Raw genomic sequence first — 17,170 nt, forward strand, 5'->3', positions numbered from 1 at the left:
GCAGACTTAATTTAATCGCTTGATTAAGGAGCCTGACGCGGTTTGGCAACCGTTGATCCCGACGTTATGGTTGCTCGAACATCTCGCGCAATATGCCCAGCACCGATGCCAGCGCGACGGGGTCGATCAGCCCTAACCGTTTGACGAGCCTCAGCCGGTCGACGGCACGCATCTGATCCGGTACCAGCAGCCCGTCACGACCACCAAAGCGGACGTTTACCCGAAAAGGCGCAGAAAACCCTCCGCTGGTAAGCGGTACGACCAAAGCAGTTCTGAGGCCGGCATTGAGAACATCGGGGCTGACCACCACACACGGACGAGTCTTCTGGATTTCGGCACCCTTTGTAGGATCGAGCGCGCACAGCCAGACCTCTCCCTGCGCGGGAAAGGGACGCTTCACCATGTCAGGCCGTCATCGTCTTCGTTCGCGAAGCCCTGCCAGGCAATCGCATCCTCGCTCAAATCCTGCCGACCGATCTCGCGGGCCGCATCGGCCCAGCCCTGGTGACGATCACCCACGATGGGCGTCGCCACGACGCGGCCATTGTCTACGACAATATCCATCATCGTTCCCGTCCCCACGCCAAGTTCCTGCAGAACCGGCTTGGGCAGGATCAGACCAGTGGAATTACCCATTTTGCGGAGCGCGGATTTCATATGCACGCCGTTAGCACAAAGCTATAACATCGACAAGCAAGTATCGGCTATTCGTCGTCGAACAATCCCGCCAGCTGCTCTACCATCGTGCCGCCCAGTTGTTCGGCATCCATGATCGTCACCGCGCGCCGGTAATAGCGGGTCACGTCATGTCCGATGCCGATCGCGATCAGCTGCACTGGCGACATCTTCTCGATCCAGTCGATCACCTTGCGCAGATGCTGTTCCAGATACGCGCCATGGTTGACCGAGAGCGTCGAGTCATCGACCGGCGCACCGTCGGAAATCACCATCAGCACGCGGCGCTCTTCGGGGCGCGCGATCAGGCGGTTGTGCGCCCAGAGCAGCGCCTCGCCGTCGATATTTTCCTTGAGCAGGCCTTCGCGCATCATCAGGCCCAGATTCTTGCGCGCGCGCCGCCAGGGTTCGTCGGCCTTCTTGTAGACGATATGGCGCAGGTCGTTGAGACGCCCAGGCAGCGGCGAACGCCCGTGCGCCAGCCAGTCCTCGCGGCACTGGCCGCCCTTCCAGGCCTTGGTGGTGAAACCCAGAATCTCGGTCTTGACGCCGCAGCGTTCGAGCGTGCGCGCCATGATGTCTGCGCTGATCGCGGCGATGCTGATCGGGCGGCCGCGCATCGAGCCGGAATTATCAATCAGCAGCGTGACGACGGTATCGCGGAACTCGGTATCGCGCTCGATCTTGTATGACAGCGAATGGCCGGGCGCGACGACAACGCGCGCCAGTCGCGCGGCATCGAGCATGCCTTCTTCCTGATCGAAATCCCAGCTGCGGCTCTGCTGTGCCATCAGGCGGCGCTGCAAGCGGTTGGCGAGCTTGGTCACCGCGCCCTGCAGATGCGCCAGCTGCTGGTCGAGATAGGCGCGAAGGCGCAACAGCTCGTCCTCGTCGCACAGGTCTGTCGCCTCGATCACTTCGTCGAAGCGCGTCGTCCACGCCTTGTACTCGAAATCATTGGGAAGATCGGTCCACGGGCGGTTGGGCCGCGTCGGCATCATGCCGTCGTCACCCATTTCCCCGGGGTCGCCATCATCCCCCTGCTCCATCTCGCCTTCGGTCTCCGAGGAATCGCCTTCCTCGTTCTCGCCGGTCTGTTCTTGCCCACGCGCCTCGGTCTGGCCCTGGTCGGTGCCGTCCTGCTCACCCTCCTGATCCTCGGGCTCGCCCTGTTCGGACGAATCGTCCTCGTCGCCCTCGTCCTGGCTGTCCTCCTCGTCCATCTGGCCTTCGGTGAGCTCCAGATGTTCGAGCAGCCGGTTGGCGAGCGCGGCAAAGCCGGCCTGGTCGTCGAGCGACAGCGCGAGATTTTCGATATCCTCGCCGCCCTTGCTCTCGATCCATTCGCGCACGAGGTTGACGCCCGCGACGCTGTCCGCAGGCATGGGCGTGCCGGTGAGCCGCTCGCGCACGATCAGGCCGAGCGCGGTCGAGATCGGCACCTCGTCGGCGCGGGTGGCGCGGGCAATCGGGTCGGAGCGCATCCGCATTTCCAGCGCCGCATCGAGATTCGCGCCCAGCCCGCGCATCGATCGCGTGCCGAGCGCCTCGATCCGTACCTGCTCGACCGCATCGAAGGCCGCGCGCGCTACCGCCTCGCGCGGCGCATTGGCAGCGTGCTGCGCAGGGTTGTGGTGCTTCAGCCGCAGCGCATAGAGGTCCGCAAAGCCGCGCGCCTCGGCGACCTGATCGGCTGGCAGCTTGCGCCCCGGCATCGGCACGCGCAGCTTGGTGCCCGATTGCGACGGCGGATCGGCGGTGAACGCCACCTCGATCTCGGGCTGGCTGGCGATCGCCCGCGCGGTCCCGGCCAGCACGTTCTTCAGGTCATCAAGCGGAGTGCGGTTGGTCATGCGCTATCGCTGAAGGGGCGCGCCGCGTATGTCAAGCGACCGGCGCAGCGCTATTGCGGCGGATCGGATGGCGGCGGCCGCTGGCGCTGAACATTCGCGCCATTGCCATCGACCGTCACCTCGACCGGCGCACCGCCGACATCGCCCGAAATGGTGAGTCCATCCGGGGTGACGCGCACGTTCGCGCCGCCGACCTGGCCTTCTATCCCGCCTTCGAGCAGCGGACCGATCACCGGATCGGGGTCGACCTCCTCGGGCGGCGCGACGGGCGCGGCGCGGCGCTGCGGCACGGCTCCCGGGATTGCCTCGCCCATGAACTGCCGCCAGATGCGCGCAGGCAGCCCGCCGCCGCGAATGCCCTGCATCGGGCTGTTGTCATCGTTGCCGATCCACACGCCCACGACCAGGTCACCCGCATAGCCGATGAACAGCGCATCGCGATTGTCCTGGCTGGTGCCTGTCTTGCCGAAATTGGGAATATTGAGGCTCGCCGCGCGCCCCGTGCCGCGATTGACCGCGGCGCGCAGCATGTCCTGCATCTGCTCGTGCACGCGCGACGAATAGCGATCCGGCCCATCGACCAGCCATTCGAACCAGCCCTGCTCGTCGCGCTTGAACGCGTGCGGTTCGACCGGCCATTGATTGCCCGCGATACCGGCATAGGCGGCCGTCATTTCGAGCAGAGTCGCGCTGCCGCTGCCCAGCGCGAGGCTGGGGTCGCCTTCCGCAAATGGTCCCTTCAGGCCAAGCTGCGTCGCCTGCTTGATCACCTTTTCGCTGCCCACCTTCTGGAACAGCCGGACGGCGGCGACATTGCTCGAATGCACAAACGCTTCCTCGAGGCTGATCACGCCGCGATATCGGTCACCGGCGTTGCGCGGACGATAGCTGCCCGTGGTGATCGGGCTATCCTCGATTACCGAATTCGGCTCCATCCCCGCTTCCAGCGCGGCGAGATACACGAACAGCTTGAAGGTGGAGCCGGGCTGGCGCTTGGCCTGGGTCGCGCGGTTGAACGGCGATTGCGCATGGCTCTTGCCGCCGACCATGGCCACGACCTCGCCATTGGTGCGCATCGCCACCAGCGCCACCTGCGCCTTGCCGAGGCCGGAGCGTGCGACGATACGCTCGGCGGCGCGTTGCAGCCTGGCGTCGAGCGTCGTCGTCAGCGTCAGGCGGCTGTGCGACATCTCTGTGAGCGCCCGCGCCTGGGGCATCGCCCAGTCGGCGAAATAGGTGCCGTTGGCGAGCTTGGGTCGCTCATGCACGTCGAGCCGCGGCTGCGGCAGCGCGTCGGCCTCCCTCTGGGTCAGATAGCCCGCATCGACCATCGCCGCGCGCACCATGGCGGCGCGCTTGCTCGCGCCTTGCCAGTTGCGCGTCGGCGCGAAGCGCGAGGGTGCCTGGACCAGCCCTGCCAGCAGGATCGCCTGTTCGGGTTTCAGCTTTTCGGGCTGGCGATAGAAATAGTGCAGCGATGCCGCGCGCAGGCCGTACACATTGTCCCCGAAATAGGCGTTGGACAAGTACCGCCCCAGTATCTCGTCCTTGCTCAGCCACGCCTCCAGCCAGAAGGCGATCAGCATCTCGCGCAGCTTGCGCGTCAGGCTGCGTTCGGGGGTGAGGAAGCTGATCTTGGCAAGCTGCTGCGTGATCGTGCTGCCGCCCTGCACGCTGCTGCCGGTGATGTTCGACCAGAGCGCCCGCGCCAGGCCGCGCGGATCGATGCCCCAGTGCGAGTAGAAGCGCCGGTCCTCGATCGCGAGAAACGCTTCAACCACATGCGGCGGGAGCTTGTCGACCGCGACCGGCTCCTCGACCACCGCCCCGCTGCGCGCGATCGGCGTGCCATCGGCGGCGAGCAGCGTGATCTCCGGCGGCGCGATCGGCTCGAGCGACTTGGACAAGGGCGCGGTAATCGCCAGCCAGGCGAGCAGGATCAGGAACAGCACGAACAGGGCAGCCAGCCCCCGTTTGGCCCACCACCAGCGCGTGCGCGGCGGCCTGACCGGGTCGGGCGCGATCGGCGTGAAATCTTCAGGCTCAGCCCAGGGGTTACGCGCCTCGCCCAGCCCCGGCGGCGGCCATGAAGCATCGGCAGCAGACGCCCCGCCTGCCCCAAACCGCCCCGATCCGAATCGCATCTTCTTGAACACGGAAGGTGTATTAGCCGATTATGACAGTGATAGCGAGAGCCCCGTCACTCAGCAAGAGCCGCGCGACAGCGGGCGAGCAAAACAGGCAAACTCTTGTGCACGGTATTGTAGACTACCGCCTCATCAAGGGTGTCGTATTCGTGCCTGAGTCGATTGCCGAGGCCCCTTATTTGATGAAACGACACGTCTGGCGCAACTACGGTAAACCGCTCCTCACCAATCTTCACAACGGCTTCCGTAATTCTTTGCAGGCAGCGCTCGACTGCATCGATAAGCATCTGGTTTCGCGCAAACTCAACCACCGTAAGGTCGGCGAGCTAAGCCTGCGCCGCTTCGCCATTCTCGATGATATCTCTCAGGCGCTGCTGCTCGCGATCAGAAGACACGAATACGATCCCGGTCGATGTTCTGCTGCATTCGCGCCTTTCTCGCAGGCTCGGCAACGAGATCCACTCTGGTCCGCAAAATCGCTTCTATGCGGTCGTTGATGGCAACAAATTCCAAACCATCGATCATGGCCTCCGGCGCAAAACGCGCTGCGAGGTCGATATCCGAGTCAGGCCCCTCCTCGCCACGCGCAGTCGAGCCGAAAAGTGACAATCGCTCCACGCCAAGCCCGCGCAATTCGGCCTCGTGCGCTTTTAGTTGTGCAATCGCCGTCGCCTTGTCCATGGCTTCCCCGTTTGCTCACCCCCGGCCGACGATGCTCTCCGGCAGGTCCTCGCCGAACACGCGCTGGTAATATTCCGCGACCAGCATCCGTTCGGCCTCGTCGCACTTGTTGAGGAACGACAGGCGGAACGCGAAGCCGATATTGTGGAAGATCGCGGCATTCTGGGCCCAGCTGATCACCGTGCGCGGGCTCATCACGGTCGAGATGTCGCCGTTGATGAAGCCCTGACGGGTGAGGTCCGCCACCTTGACCATGTTCTTGACCACCTTGGGATCGGTCTCGCCGACCTTGGCGAGCACGACCTTGGCCTCGGTCTCTGCAGGCAGATAGTTCAGCGTGCAAACGATGTTCCAGCGGTCCATCTGGCCCTGGTTGATCTGCTGCGTGCCGTGATACAGCCCGCTGGTATCGCCCAGGCCCACGGTGTTCGCGGTGGCGAACAGGCGGAAATAGGGGTTGGGGCGGATCACCCGGTTCTGGTCGAGCAGCGTCAGCTTGCCCTCGGTCTCCAGCACCCGCTGGATCACGAACATCACGTCGGGGCGGCCCGCATCATATTCGTCGAACACCAGAGCGGTCGGTGTCTGCAGCGCCCAGGGGAGCAGGCCTTCGCGGAATTCGGTGACCTGCTTGCCATCGCGCAGCACGATGGCATCGCGCCCGACCAGATCGATACGGCTGATATGCGCATCGAGGTTGATGCGGATGCACGGCCAGTTGAGGCGCGCGGCGATCTGCTCGATATGCGTCGATTTGCCGGTGCCGTGATAGCCCTGCACCATCACGCGGCGATTATGCGCGAACCCTGCCAGCACTGCGAGCGTGGTTTCAGGGTCGAACACATAGCTGGGGTCCAGATCGGGCACGCGCTCGTCGGCCTCGCTGAACGCGGGAACCTGCATGTCGATATCGACGCCGAACACCTCGCGCGCATTGACCATCTTGTCGGGCGCATCGAGCAGAGTGCCATCGCGGCTGTCGGGCTGGGTGTTCGAAATATCGGTCATGGCGTTATCCGGTGGTCTGAGTCGTCGAAGGGGCGCTCCACCCAATCAGGCGAAGGCGGCAAGTTTGCGCAAGTGCGTATAGGCGGCGATGACCTCCTGCAAGGCTTTCTCGTGGCTGCGGTCACCGCCATTGCGATCCGGGTGATAGGTACGCACCAGCTGCGAATAGGCCTTGCGGATCGTCGCGCGCGTCGCATCCGCGCCAAGCCCTAGCGTCTTCAGCGCATTCTGGTCGGCCGACGACAATCCGCGCTGCTGCGCCCGGGCAGTGCCTGCCGCAGCGCGGGCGCGGTCGGCCATATTCTGGCGGAAACGCGCGCCGATGGCATCGAGAGGATCGGCAAAGTCGCCCCAGCGCGGGGTCTGGCCCGCACCCGCCGCAAAGGCGCGAGTCTCGCGGTCCCATCCCGCAGTCGGCCGCTGCGCCTCGTAGATCTCCTCCGCGCTCATCCCGGCGAAGAAATTGTAGCGTTCGTTGAATTCGCGGATGTGGTCGAGGCAGAACCAGCGATAGCGGCCCGGCCCGTCGAAGCGTGATCCGTGACGCGATTCCTCTGCAGGGGGCGCGCGAAATTCGCCATCTTCCTGGCACCCGGCCCAATCGCAGCGCCTGCCTGTCCCTTCGACCCGGCCATGAAACCGGGTGCGCCGCCGTGCGCTGCCGCCATCCTGGCTCGAGTTGCCGCTATCTGCCAAAACCTGCTGCCAATCCCATGAGTGCACCGCCTCGCCAATGGGCGGAGAGCGGCCTATATAGGTGCGCATGACGACGAAAACCAAGGGGCCGATGGCCAGCGAAATCGAAACCCGGCTGACGGCGGCGCTCTCGCCCGTCCGGCTCGACGTGATCAACGACAGCGCCAAGCACAGCGGCCATATGGGCGATGACGGCAGCGGCGAATCGCACTTCACAGTCGAGATCGAGAGCGCTGCATTCCAGGGCAAGTCGCGGCTCGAACGCCAGCGCATGGTCAACAGCGCGCTCGGCGATCTGCCGGGTCAGAAGGTGCATGCGCTGGCGATCAAGGCGCGCGCGCCGGGCGAGGCATGACCAGCCCCCTCGCCCTCACCCTCCTCCCCACCAGCCATGATCTGGGCGGCTTTACCGTGCGCCGCGCGCTGCCGCAGAAGAAGCGCGCGATGGTGGGGCCGTTCATCTTCGTCGACGAGTTCGGCCCGGCCCAGCTCGATATCGGGCGCGATCTCGGCATCCGCCCGCATCCGCATATCGGGCTGGCCACGGTCACCTATCTGTTCACCGGCGGCATCGACCATCGCGATTCGCTTGGCACCTTCCAGACCATCCATCCCGGCGATGTGAACCTGATGACCGCCGGGCGCGGCATCGTCCATTCGGAGCGTAGCCCGGCGAGCGAAATGGCGACGGGTGCGAAGCTGTTCGGCATGCAGACCTGGCTGGCGCTGCCCGATGCGCTGGAAGATGCAGAGCCGGCGTTCGAAAATATCGGCTGCGACGCGCTGCCGATGATCGACGACGGCAAGGCCAGCGCGCGTGTCATTATGGGCTCGCTCTGGGGCACGACCGCACAAACCACCTGCCACAGCCCGACCATTTATGCGGACATCGTGCTGCAACCGGGCGGCGCCATCCCGATCGACAGCGAGGCGGACGAGCGTGCGGTGATGCTGGTTCAGGGGGACGCCGCAATCGATGGCCTACCGCTCGAACCCTATCTGCTCTACCTGATCGCGCCGGGAGCGAAGCCCAAGTTGGAGAGCATCGGCGGCGGACGCGCGATGCTGCTGGGCGGCGCGGATTTCGCCTCGGAACGGCATATCTGGTGGAATTTCGTCGGCTCATCGAACGAGCGCATCCGCGATGCGGCAGAGCGCTGGAACCGGGGCGCCTTCCCCAAGGTGCCTGGCGACGAACAGGAATTCATCCCCATTCCCGAAGTGCCGCTGACCAGGGGTCGGACCTAGCCGCCATTTCCTTGAATTTCCCGTCATTCCCGTGAACGCGGGAATCCCGCTTTCCTGCTGCCGGGTTAGGAACAAGCGGGACCCCGCCTGTGCGGGGGTGACGAGATTTAAGCGATTGCTTAAGGTTGGCGCGCAGACAAAAAACGGAGAGCCGCCGCATGACCGACTTGCCCCTCACCCGCATCGCGCTGCCGACCGGGGTCGAGCTCGATGTCGCCATCACTGGGCCCGAGGACGCCCCGCCGCTGATCCTGCTCCACGGCTTTCCCGAATCGCACCGCACCTGGCGCTATGTCATGCGGCACTTCCAGGACCGCTACCGGCTCATCGCGCCCGACCAGCGCGGCTTCTGCAACTCTTCCAAGCCCGAAGGGGTCGAGAACTACCAGCCCAAGCACATGGTAGCCGATCTGATGGCGCTGGCCGATCATCTGGGCATCGATACGTTCACGCTCGTCGGACATGACTGGGGCGGCGCGATTGCCTGGATGGCGGCGCTCAACCACCCGGATCGCATCACGCGGCTGATCATGGCCAATGCCGCGCACCCGTTCACCTATCAAAAGGCGCTGTTCGACGATCCCGACCAGCGCATGTCCGCGCAGTATATCACCGAGATGCGGCAGCCCGATTTCGAGACCAAGGTGCGCGCCATGGGCTGGGACGCCTATTTCGATTCGCGCTTTGCCGAGCCGAGCGCCGCGGTGCACATCACGCCCGAGGAGCGCGCGATCTACCTTGCACAATGGCAGACCCCGGGCGCCTTTACCGCGATGGTCAACTGGTATCGCGCCAGCCCGCTGATCGTGCCCCCGGTGAATGGAGAGGTCGAGCGCCCCGCCTATCTCTCGCGCCCCTTCCCGCCGGTGACGCAGCCGACATTGCTCTACTGGGCGATGGACGATTACGCCCTGCGCCCCTCGCTGCTCGACGGCATCGAAACGCTGGTGCCCGATCTCAAGCTGGTAAAAGCGCCCGGCGGCCATTTCGTGCCCTGGGAATCGCCCGAAACGCTGATCGCGGCGATGGAAGACTTCCTCGCCGACTAGAGCATCCGCCGCTTGAGCTGCGGCACCGCCAGCGTTTCGAGCGCGGCGGCGATGCCCTTGAGCGGCCAGCGGCGGGTAGCAGGCAGGTGCGCTGCATGGATCGCCATGTAATCGATCTCGCTGCGCGCGCCGCGCTGCTGCTTGAAATGCCCTGCGCCGGCCGATCCGTGCAGCCTCAGGCCATGGCGCAGCGCGAAATCGCCGACCAGCCAGGATGCGATGCGATACAGGCCGTCCGACTGCGGACGCCCCATATCATATCCCATCATCGGATTGGTCGCGATGCCGCCGCGTGCAACAATCCCCACCGCCGCCATGATCTGCCCGCTGGCATCCCGCGCGACCCGCAGATGGAACAGCCCGCATTCGACCGCCAGCTGCATCCAGCGCGGGCCATATTGCGGGTTTAGCGCGGAGTATTTGGCGATGTAGAGCATCGCGTAAAGCTCTGCGACCCGCGCAGCATCGGCGTTGCCCAGCACGGTGACATCCTCGATCGCCAGACCCGATTGCGCCAGCTTGCGCCCGTCATTCTTCACGCTCTTGCGCACCGCCCAGTCGCGCTGCAAGTCATCGGTCACCCAGATCTGGCGGCAGGGCAGCAGCAGCCAGCCATCGGCGCGCAGCGCTGCGGTCAGCTCGGGGCACGACCATTCATCGACCGAGCGGATCAGCAGATAATGGCCGGGATAACGCGTCGCCAGTCGCTGCCGCAGATCGGTCAGTCCCTCGCCGTTCCAGTCTCCGTGCAGGCAGGTAGAAAGCAACCAGTTGTCGATCTGCACGGCGCGGTTGATGGCGAGCGCGCGCAGCATACCGTCTGCCGCCGCAATGGCGAGGGTGGCAGGCCCGCGCATCGAGCCCATATCGACCAGGTCGAGCTCGGCGCGCGGATAGAGCGCATAGGCGCTGTGCGGGGCGGCGACATAGCTGGTGCCGATCGCGCCATCGGTGACGAGCACCGGCAGCGTGTGACCGTCCGCCTGTTCGACAAACGCCTCGGCCTCGATATTGGCGATGAGCGCGCGGCTGCCCAGCGCCTGCAAGCGATCCACGAACAGCGCCGCATCGGGATCGCGCAGCGCCAGGGCATCGGGCGAAAACTGCGCTGCGGGTGGCAGGCTGTTCATCGGTCTGCGACATCCTCATGGCAGCGCGATGAAAGTTCATCGCATTCCTGAGATTGCCGACTAGCGCGCATCGGCGTCTTTATGGTGACAGCCGCGCCTGTCTATGGCGCGCGAAGCTAAGGACGTGTAAACTGGCACCAGCGCAAGGGAGCCACGCCATGCCCGACTGGAAGCCCGCCACCTATCCCAGCCTCAGCCCCTATCTGATCTGTGCCGATCCGGACGCGCTGATCGCCTTTCTCGCCACGGTGTTCGGCGCGAGCGTCGAGCGGCGCTTCGACAGAGCGGACGGATCGCTGATGCACGCCGAATTGCGGATCGACGACAGCATCGTCATGGTCGGCGGCGGCGCGACCGAATATCGCTCGGGCGAGGTGCACCTGCACTTGTACGTGCCCGACGCGCAAGCTGTCTACGACCGCGCGCTGGCCGCCGGCGCCGAGGTGGTGCGCGAACCCGAGCGCAAAGCCGATGACGACGACCTGCGCGGCGGCTTCCGCGATCCGGCCGGCACGATCTGGTGGGTGGCGACGCAATAGATGGGGGTGCATGGCAAGGCTCCGGCAGACGACGCAACCGGACTCGCCCGGGCCATCCAACCCAGCCTTTGGCCCCAGCAGGCACCGGGGTTACAGGCCCACACCCAATAACCCAACCCCGCTCAGCCTGAGCCTGTCGAAGGCCCCGCGCAACCGGTTGCCCCCCCTCCGCCGCTTTCCGGCGAAAGCCGGAATCCAGAAGCGAGATGGCACCAGACCGCCCTGGACTCCGGCTTTCGCCGGAGAACGGTTGATGCCGGACGCTTGGGCGCGGGGCCTTCGACAAGCTCAGGCTGAGCGGAGGTTGGTCGTTTTTTGAACAGTGCAACGCTCACCGTTGGCAAGCGACGTCCACGTGGTTTGCAATTAGGAGCTATCCAGTTTTTTGCGCATGCGGTCCATTTGATGATAAACATACCATCCTGTGTTATTCAGCGATTTGTGAGTTTGTGAGTTTGGTTTAGACTATTCTGAATGATTGAACCCGTACCTGACACTCACATCTTTGCGGGCCTTTCACAGGTCCGATACAATGGACAGCCATTCGATCTGGGGCATGGTGTGATGTTAAGGTCAGCATATGCGCACCTTTTCGCGGCACCGATGATGGCTTTTCAGCGCGCCGCTCCCGGGCAAGCCCACCCCGGACCCTTGCGCTTAGCCAAAGGGGGGTTCGCCTGGGACATCGAAGTCGAGATATCGGTCCCTCTCCGACAAAAATTTCCGGCTGGTTTTGACGCCGAGCAAATTGCGCGGCTGATAGCCTCACTCTTGAGGCTTGCGCGCTACGCGTACCTCATAATGCCCGTTTTCTCTGACCAGGCTTTCAGTGTGGCTGCGATACACGGGCATGAGCCGCTGCTGCGGCCCGTCGAAGTCGAGGGGCGCATTGTTTCTGTCGGAACCTCTGAGCTCGCGGAGATCCGTGAGGACGAGTTAGGCTGGGTTAAATCAGTTTGGCCTAGAACGGCCGAATTGATGAACAAGGACCGCAGACTTGCAGGTGCCTTGGAAGCTCTCGATGCCTGTACTGTCAATGGACGCACTTCATCCGCTTTGCTTCTGGCTTGGGGCGCGCTGGAAGAACTTTTCGCGCAGGGAAGTCGCAGTGAAATTCGCTTCAGGATCGCTTCAAACTTGGCGACATTTCTCGCAGCGCCTGGCCCAGATCGGCTAGCAATGTTCAATGAGGTGAGAGAGCTATACGACGCCCGCTCCGTTGCCGCACATACTTCGCGGAACTCCGACGTCGAGCACCTGCTTCGAACCTTCGTTCTGCTACGCAATTCCCTGTTGAAAATTATTACGGACAGCAACTTACCGTCCGGTCAGCAACTCAACGAAGCATTATTTCTCGGCAAAGAGCTTTGAACATGTAGGTCATCACCACTGCTTCACTCGGCTTTGATGAGTAGCGGCTCGCCTCTCAAGTCTGATCACAGGCTAGATATGAATTCGACCCCAATTTCCGCACAACCCCTCCGCCCCCTCACCCCAACCACCGCACCCAGACCCCATGCGCCTGCGCTTCGCCGAGCAACTGCGCCTCCCCGCCCCCCGGCCAGAACCGCACCTTCAGTTCGTGCCGAAAGGTCGCACGGTTGGTTTCCAGCGAAACCCATGCCAGCGGGCGCTCGGACGTCGCTTTCGCTCCCGCCTCGGCCATCGCGGCTTCGATCATCGCCTGGCGACCCTCCGGGATATATTGCCAAACGATCGAGTGCATCAGCACGCGGGTGACGCCGGCCTCTTGCGGTTCGGCGAGGCGCGCTGCGATCCAGTCGGCGGCGTCGGCTTGCACCAGATCGACGCCGTGCGCGCGGATCATCGCGATGCCTGCTTCCATCCGCACGAACCGGGCCTCGGCCTCGGGCCAGATATAGGCCATCAGCCGATCGGCAGCGGCGCGCACGCGCACGTCGATGGGGTTGAGGTCGCAGCCGCGCACCGCCTCGATGCGGAAAGGCGTATCGGGCGGCGGCGGGCCCTGCCATTCGGGCGCGATCACGCAGGGCGCATCCGCCGGGCCGGAGCGAACGCCGCCCAGATCATAGCCATAACGGTCGATCAGCAGGTTCATCCCCGCGCTTGACCCGATCTCGTTGAGCTCGAACCGGTCCGTGGTGCGGCTCGCCAGCCAGTGCAGCGCCGCGACGAAGCTTGCCGAGCGCCCCGCCTCGTTGGTCTGCGGCGGGCCATCGAACCAGGGGAGCAATTCAGCATCGTGGCGATCCACGACCGCCGCGACGATCGCATCCACAGCGCACTGTTCGGTCACTTCTCCCGCATAGACCGGCCCCAGTTCGGGCACCTCCCCCTTGCGGAACAGATGGTGCAGCCCGCCGGTGAACCTGAGCGGCATCGCATCGGTCAGCACATGGCCCGGCCAGGCAGCGATCCGGCGACCGCAGGCGCTGTCTCCCTGCATCAGCGCAATCTGCGCGCGGCACAGCCGGGCGGTGGCGGGCGCGCCGTTCTGTTCGACATGTTCGGCCTGAAAGGCGATGCCGCTGATGATTTCCTCTGTCCGGTTCATATTGCCCTTTGCCCTGCTTGGCCCTACATGCCGCGGCCATGGCCGATACGCTGATCTTTGCCGTGCCCAAGGGGCGCATCCTCGACGATGCCCTGCCCGTGCTCGAACGGGTGGGTATCATGCCCTCGGCAGAATTTCACGATCCCAAGAACCGGTCGCTGCGTTTCGGCACCAACCGCGCGGACATGGACATCATCCGCGTGCGCGCCTTCGATGTCGCGACCTTCGTCGCGCATGGCGCGGCGCAGATCGGCATTGTCGGATCGGACGTGATCGACGAGTTCGATTATTCGGACCTGTATGCGCCGGTCGATCTCAATTTCGGCCATTGCCGCCTGTCGGTCGCAGAGCCTGCAGAGGAAGCCGCGAGCAACCAGCCGCGCCCCTCGCATATCCGCGTCGCAACCAAATATCCCAATATCACTCGCCGCTATTTCGAGCGGCAGGGCGTGCAGGCGGAATGCGTCAAGCTGAATGGCGCGATGGAACTCGCGCCCTCGCTCGGCCTGTCGCGGCGGATCGTCGATCTGGTGGAGTCGGGACGCACATTGAAGGACAATGGCCTCGTGGAAACCGAAGTCATCACCCAGGTCTCGGCCCGGCTCATCGTCAACCGCGCCGCGCTGAAAAAGGACCATGCCAGATTGGGTCCGCTGATGTCCGCCTTCCGCGATCTGGCCGCAGAACGCAGGCAGGCCGCATGACGCTTCGTCTTTCCACACGCGACAAGGATTTCGCCCAGACGTTCGACAGGCTGGTGCGTGGTCGGCGCGAGAGCGATGTCGAGGTCAGCCGCGACGTCACCGCGATCATCGCCGATGTGAAGGCGCGCGGCGATGCGGCGCTGGCCGACTATACCGCGCGCTTCGACGACCATAGCCTCGACGGCAATGGCTGGAGCATCGGCAAGGACGCGTGCGCCGAGGCCTATGCCGCGCTGTCGGACGACCTTCGCGCCGCGCTCGATCTCGCCGCGAACCGCATCCGCGCCTATCACGAGGCGCAGCTGCCCGAGGATCGCGATTATACCGACGCAGCGGGCGTGCGCCTCGGCGCGCGGTGGAGCGCGGTCGATGCGGCGGGGCTGTACGTGCCCGGCGGTCGTGCGGCCTATCCCTCCTCGCTGCTGATGAACGCCATTCCCGCCAAGGTCGCCGGGGTCGAGCGGCTGGTCGTGGTGACGCCGACGCCCAAGGGCCAGGTCAACCCGCTGGTGCTCGCCGCCGCGCATCTCGCCGGGGTGGACGAGATCTGGCGCATCGGCGGCGCCCATGCGGTCGCCGCGCTCGCTTATGGCACGCAGAAAATCCGCGCGGTCGATGTCATCACCGGCCCCGGCAATGCCTGGGTCGCCGAAGCCAAGCGCCAGCTCTATGGCGTGGTCGGCATCGACATGGTCGCGGGGCCGTCCGAAATCGTGGTCGTCGCCGATGGCAAGAACGATCCCGAATGGATCGCCGCCGATCTGCTCAGCCAGTCGGAGCATGACCCGACCAGCCAGTCGATCCTGTTCACCGATGACGCGGGCTTTGCCGATATTGTCGCGGACACCGTCGGCGTGCAGCTCGCCGCGCTCTCGACGCGCAAGGTCGCGACCAAGGCGTGGGAAGACAATGGCGCGATCATCGTGGTCGACAGCCTCGAAGACGCGATGCCGCTGGTCAACCGGCTCGCCGCCGAGCATCTCGAGCTCGCGGTCGACGATCCGCAAGCGCTGTTCGCCAAGGTGCGGCACGCAGGGTCCGTGTTCCTCGGTCGGCACACGCCCGAGGCGGTGGGCGATTATGTCGCCGGACCCAACCATGTGCTGCCCACCGGACGGCGCGCGCGCTTTTCCTCCGGGCTTTCGGTCCTCGACTTCATGAAGCGTACCAGCTTCATCCAGCTCGACCCCGCCAGCCTTGCCGCGATCGGTCCCGCTGCGGTCGCGCTCGCCGAGATGGAGGGCCTGCCCGCCCATGCCGAGAGCGTCCGGCGCCGGCTGACCTGATGGAAACGATATGAACGAGAAATCCCGCTCCCGCTCCGCCGCACGGCTTGCCGCCGTCCAGGCGCTCTACCAGCACACGATGGAAAAGACCCCGGTCGCGCAGCTGCTCCACGAATTCCACCAGCACCGGCTTGGCGCGGAAATCGAGGACGAGCAGTACGCCGAGGCCGATGTCGCGTTCTTCGACGATATCGTGAAGGGTACGGCGGCGCGGCTGGAAGAGATCGACGGCCTGATCGAGGGCAAGCTGGCCGAGGGCTGGTCGCTGGGTCGCATCGACCGCACGCTGCACCAGATCCTGCGCGCCGGGACGTACGAGCTGCTCGCGCGGCCCGACGTGCCGGTCGGCAGCGTCATCAACGAATATCTCGACGTCGCGCACGCGTTCTTCGACGCCAAGGACACGCGCTTCGCCAATGGCCTGCTCGACGGGATTGCCAAGGATGTGCGGCGTTAATTGACGCCAGGTCGCGCAAACGTCCCTCGACTTCGCTCGGGACAAACGGGATAAGCTCGAGCCGAGCCTCACCACCCGTCTGTTTGCCCCGAACGTAAGGTACAAGGGCCAAGTCCGCATGACCACCGAACCCGGTTTTATCGACCTGCTCCGCACCATCGCCACCGATCCGGCGGCGCGCGGGCTCGATGACGATGCGGCGGTGCTCACCATCGGCAAGCAGGCGATGGTGCTGACCAAGGACATGCTGGTCGAGGGCGTGCATTTCCTGCCCGACGATCCGCCGGCGGATATCGCGTGGAAGCTGGTCGCAGTGAACGCCTCGGACCTTGCCGCCAAGGGCGCAACCCCGCTCGCCTGCCTGACGGGGCACAGCCTGTCGCGCGATGCGGGGTGGGACGCGGCGTTTGCCGAGGGTCTCAAGGCCGCGCTCGACCATCATGCCATGCTGCTGATTGGTGGCGATACCGTCAGCGTGCCTGCAGGGCAGGCGCGCGTGCTGTCGCTGACCGCGATCGGCCTGCCCTCGGTCCCCGTGCCGCCTTCGCGCGCGGGCGCATTGGCGGGCGATGGGCTGTTCGTCACCGGCACCATCGGCGATGGCTGGGCTGGGTTGAGCCTGCTCCAGGCGGGCAAGACCGAACCGGCATCGCTCGTCACCGCCTATCGCAGGCCGCAGGCACGGCTCGTCGATGGCCCCCTGCTTGCCCAGGTCGCGCGTGCGATGATGGATGTGTCCGACGGGCTGCTGATCGATGCCGCGCGCATGGCGCGGGCCTCGGGCCTGGCCGTGCGAATCGACCTGACGCAGGTCCCGCTCTCGCCCGATTTCGTCGCCACGATCGGCAGCGACCAGGCCGCCGCGCTCGCCGCTGCCTCCGGCGGCGACGACTATCAACTGCTGTTCGCCGCCGACGCCGAAGCGCATCTGCCGGTTCCCGCCACGCGCATCGGCGGCTTTGCCGAGGGCGAAGGGCTCACCCTGACCTGGAACGGCATGCCGGTCGAAAATCCCGAAAAACTGGGCTGGCTGCACGGCTGAGAGGCCAGCCACCTCCTAACTTTATTAAGTTGCACGATTGCAACACCCGCTTATACCTATGCGCGGGGGACGCTGACGTTCATCAAGGGCGCGGTGATCGCCTGTTCGGCCGAGAGGCC

Annotated in this window: 19 protein-coding genes; 9 read left to right on the plus strand and 10 right to left on the minus strand. The window is 64.9% G+C overall.

Translation table 11 applies throughout. The annotated features are described in order from the left end of the window. Positions 1-64: 64 nt before the first annotated feature. The 8 genes from OPU69_RS10090 to OPU69_RS10125 form a co-directional block, all read right to left on the minus strand. Positions 65-403: a type II toxin-antitoxin system PemK/MazF family toxin gene (locus tag OPU69_RS10090; protein ID WP_060978444.1), complete on the minus strand. Its 339-nt coding sequence runs from the start codon at positions 401-403 to the stop codon at positions 65-67. Beyond that, positions 397-636, minus strand: coding sequence for an AbrB/MazE/SpoVT family DNA-binding domain-containing protein (locus OPU69_RS10095; protein ID WP_498510755.1), 240 nt, complete (start codon positions 634-636; stop codon positions 397-399). The genes OPU69_RS10090 and OPU69_RS10095 overlap by 7 nt, the downstream gene beginning before the upstream one ends. Before the next feature lie 68 nt (positions 637-704). After that, positions 705-2,528: a cobaltochelatase subunit CobT gene (gene cobT / locus OPU69_RS10100; RefSeq protein ID WP_498510757.1), complete on the minus strand. Its 1,824-nt coding sequence runs from the start codon at positions 2,526-2,528 to the stop codon at positions 705-707. Positions 2,529-2,578: 50 nt separating this feature from the next. Then, positions 2,579-4,672, minus strand: coding sequence for a transglycosylase domain-containing protein (locus OPU69_RS10105; RefSeq protein WP_498510806.1), 2,094 nt, complete (start codon positions 4,670-4,672; stop codon positions 2,579-2,581). Between the two features lie 56 nt (positions 4,673-4,728). Continuing rightward, positions 4,729-4,986: a HepT-like ribonuclease domain-containing protein gene (locus OPU69_RS10110; protein ID WP_498510759.1), complete on the minus strand. Its 258-nt coding sequence runs from the start codon at positions 4,984-4,986 to the stop codon at positions 4,729-4,731. A 73-nt stretch (positions 4,987-5,059) separates the two neighbouring features. Further along, positions 5,060-5,356 carry a nucleotidyltransferase family protein gene (locus OPU69_RS10115; protein ID WP_060978440.1) on the minus strand — a complete coding sequence of 99 codons (297 nt, stop codon included), beginning with the start codon at positions 5,354-5,356 and terminating at the stop codon, positions 5,060-5,062. 15 nt (positions 5,357-5,371) lie between these two features. Beyond that, positions 5,372-6,364, minus strand: a complete 993-nt coding sequence (cobS, locus tag OPU69_RS10120) for a cobaltochelatase subunit CobS (protein WP_060978439.1) — start codon at positions 6,362-6,364, stop codon at positions 5,372-5,374. A 45-nt stretch (positions 6,365-6,409) separates the two neighbouring features. After that, positions 6,410-7,129, minus strand: a complete 720-nt coding sequence (locus tag OPU69_RS10125) for a J domain-containing protein (RefSeq protein ID WP_081097185.1) — start codon at positions 7,127-7,129, stop codon at positions 6,410-6,412. Between OPU69_RS10125 and OPU69_RS10130 the strand changes: the two genes are divergently transcribed. The 3 genes from OPU69_RS10130 to OPU69_RS10140 all read left to right on the plus strand — a co-directional run bounded on the left by OPU69_RS10130 (position 7,128) and on the right by OPU69_RS10140 (position 9,357). Next, the gene (locus tag OPU69_RS10130) at positions 7,128-7,415 is read left to right on the plus strand and encodes a BolA family protein (RefSeq protein ID WP_060978438.1); all 288 of its coding nucleotides are present in this window, start codon (positions 7,128-7,130) and stop codon (positions 7,413-7,415) included. The two genes, OPU69_RS10125 and OPU69_RS10130, sit on opposite strands and share 2 nt — an antisense overlap. After that, complete coding sequence (locus OPU69_RS10135; RefSeq protein ID WP_498510763.1) at positions 7,412-8,308, plus strand: pirin family protein; 897 nt, start codon at positions 7,412-7,414, stop codon at positions 8,306-8,308. The genes OPU69_RS10130 and OPU69_RS10135 overlap by 4 nt, the downstream gene beginning before the upstream one ends. A gap of 158 nt (positions 8,309-8,466) precedes the next feature. After that, positions 8,467-9,357 carry an alpha/beta fold hydrolase gene (locus tag OPU69_RS10140; protein WP_498510765.1) on the plus strand — a complete coding sequence of 297 codons (891 nt, stop codon included), beginning with the start codon at positions 8,467-8,469 and terminating at the stop codon, positions 9,355-9,357. Here the strand turns inward: OPU69_RS10140 and OPU69_RS10145 are convergent. After that, positions 9,354-10,487, minus strand: a complete 1,134-nt coding sequence (locus OPU69_RS10145) for a hypothetical protein (RefSeq protein ID WP_060978435.1) — start codon at positions 10,485-10,487, stop codon at positions 9,354-9,356. The two genes, OPU69_RS10140 and OPU69_RS10145, sit on opposite strands and share 4 nt — an antisense overlap. Before the next feature lie 158 nt (positions 10,488-10,645). On the opposite strand from OPU69_RS10145, the gene OPU69_RS10150 reads away from it, so the two are divergent. Next, entirely contained in the window at positions 10,646-11,026 is a 381-nt protein-coding gene (locus tag OPU69_RS10150) for a VOC family protein (protein ID WP_498510767.1), read from the plus strand. Positions 11,027-11,629: 603 nt separating this feature from the next. Next, positions 11,630-12,397 (plus strand): hypothetical protein, encoded by a 768-nt coding sequence (locus tag OPU69_RS10155; RefSeq protein WP_498510769.1) that lies wholly within the window; start codon positions 11,630-11,632, stop codon positions 12,395-12,397. 118 nt (positions 12,398-12,515) lie between these two features. Here the strand turns inward: OPU69_RS10155 and OPU69_RS10160 are convergent, their stop codons facing one another. Next, entirely contained in the window at positions 12,516-13,562 is a 1,047-nt protein-coding gene (locus tag OPU69_RS10160; RefSeq protein WP_498510771.1) for a DUF2332 domain-containing protein, read from the minus strand. 38 nt (positions 13,563-13,600) lie between these two features. Between OPU69_RS10160 and hisG the strand changes: the two genes are divergently transcribed. From hisG to thiL, 4 genes are all read left to right on the plus strand, one after another. After that, on the plus strand, positions 13,601-14,266 hold the full coding sequence (gene hisG / locus OPU69_RS10165) for an ATP phosphoribosyltransferase (protein ID WP_060980285.1): 666 nt from the start codon (positions 13,601-13,603) through the stop codon (positions 14,264-14,266). Further along, entirely contained in the window at positions 14,263-15,552 is a 1,290-nt protein-coding gene (gene hisD, locus OPU69_RS10170) for a histidinol dehydrogenase (protein WP_498510773.1), read from the plus strand. The genes hisG and hisD overlap by 4 nt, the downstream gene beginning before the upstream one ends. Before the next feature lie 10 nt (positions 15,553-15,562). Continuing rightward, positions 15,563-16,009, plus strand: a complete 447-nt coding sequence (gene nusB, locus OPU69_RS10175) for a transcription antitermination factor NusB (protein WP_060980287.1) — start codon at positions 15,563-15,565, stop codon at positions 16,007-16,009. A 118-nt stretch (positions 16,010-16,127) separates the two neighbouring features. Beyond that, positions 16,128-17,051, plus strand: a complete 924-nt coding sequence (gene thiL, locus OPU69_RS10180; protein WP_498510775.1) for a thiamine-phosphate kinase — start codon at positions 16,128-16,130, stop codon at positions 17,049-17,051. The last annotated feature ends 119 nt before the right edge of the window (positions 17,052-17,170 follow it).

The sequence above is a fragment of the Blastomonas sp. 34TW genome (assembly GCF_059803595.1).